General features: G+C 67.4%; 1 protein-coding gene. It reads left to right on the top strand.

Annotation, left to right across the window (positions count from 1 at the left end):
• Nucleotides 1-118 precede the first annotated feature (118 nt).
• On the top strand, nt 119-1,543 hold the full coding sequence (locus tag LE548_RS45215) for an IS1380 family transposase (RefSeq protein WP_225102853.1): 1,425 nt from the start codon (nt 119-121) through the stop codon (nt 1,541-1,543).
• Nucleotides 1,544-1,717 lie beyond the last annotated feature (174 nt).

Raw genomic sequence — 1,717 nt, 5'->3', positions numbered from 1 at the left:
CCCTGGCTATTCAGCGGAATTGGTCGAGTTGACACCCTGACAGCAGAAAGGTGCCGTTGACCTGCGAGGATGCGAGTGTCTACGTCGTATCCGCTGCAGAGAGCAAGGCACCTTTCTGGTGGTCGAGAGTACAGGGTGGGACCGTCGGCTGTCGGTGGTGGCTGACGGGAAGAAGCTGGTAGGGCACGTGGGGGCGGTGCTGCTGCGTCGGTGTGCCGACCGGACGGGGCTGACGGACGCGCTGGCAAAGGTGCTGCCGTCCAGCACGGTGGCCGGCTGGCGGGATCGCGCGGCAGTGCTGGCTCACCTGGTGGTCGCGATCGTGCTCGGGGCCGAGAACCTGTCGGAGGCCGAGCAACTCCAGTTACATCACCGGCCGTTGTTCGGGTTCGCGGCCTCGGATTCCACCGCCCGTCGGATGCTGGCCGCACTCGACGAGGCCACCCTGATGAAGATCGCAAAGGTACGGGCCAGGGTGCGCCGGCACGTGTGGAGTCTGCTGCATCTGCGGCCGGGCGGCTTCCCCTGGCTGACGGTGGCGGGGAAGCGGCTGACCGGCTGGATCGTCATCGACCTTGACGCCACCGTCATCACCGCGGCGTCGAAGAAGACCGGGGCTGCGGTCACCTTCAAAAAGACGTTCGGGTTTCATCCGCTGGCCGCGTGGTGCGCGAACACCAGCGAGTCCCTGGCCATGATGCTGCGACCGGGCAATGCAGGGGCGAACACGGTAGCCGACCACATCCGGGTGCTCACCGAGGCCCTCGCCCAGATCCCCGGTTCCTCGGCTGCGAAGATCCTGGTGCGGGTGGACGGGGCAGGAGCCACTCACGGGCTGCTGGAACACCTTGAAGCGTTGAACACCACCCGGCGCACGGTCCGCTACACGGTCGGCTGGAAGATCACCGAGGACGACGAGCAGGCCATCGCCCGCCTGCCCGAGACTGCCTGGGAGACCTCTGTTCACCAGGACGGCATTCTTCAAGAGGGCTACTTCGTAGCCGAGTTGACCGGGCTGAACACCCGTGAGGGCTGGCCGGAGGGCATGCGGCTGATCGTGCGCCGCGTCAGACCGACCCGGCGACACCTGAAGAAGCTGACCGCGTTCGAGAAGAAGACCGGCTGGCGGTACTGCATCACCGCGACCAACATCGGCCGCATGTGGGGCATCGCCGGCTCCGGCCACAGCCAGTTCTTGGACGTGCTGCACCGCTCACATGCCGGCGTGGAGGACCGGGTCCGCACGAACAAGGCGATGGGACTGGACAACTTGCCCTCCGCCTCCTGGGAGGTCAACCGCGGCTGGATGCTCGCCGCGAACGTCGCCGCAGACCTCGATGCCTGGGTCAGGCTACTGGCCTTGCACGATGTCGACGACCTGGCCGACGCGGAGCCGGACACCATGCGCTGCCTCTACCACCTGCCCGCCCGCCTCGCCGATCACGCCCGCCGCCGATGGCTGCGGATCGAGGCGACCTGGCCGTGGGCCACAGCGTTCACCACCTGCTGGCAGCGGCTGACCGCCCTGCCCGCCGTCACCTGACGGCTGACCCACCAACCCGACACACAGGGAAGGGACACACCCGCATCACCTCCGGGTGCCGTGGAACCCCGGCGCAGCCGCAGCGACACGCGAAGACCCCGCCCGCTATCGCGGAGGACAAACGGGGTGAACCGGCAAGCCAGCCAGACACTCACGACCGCTGAAGAATCGAGG

This window comes from Streptomyces sp. CoH27 (assembly GCF_020181035.1).
GTDB classification, from domain to species: Bacteria; Actinomycetota; Actinomycetes; order Streptomycetales; family Streptomycetaceae; genus Streptomyces; species Streptomyces camelliae.
Note: the sequence above shows the minus strand (reverse complement) of the source record. Positions and strands in the feature narration are given on the sequence as shown.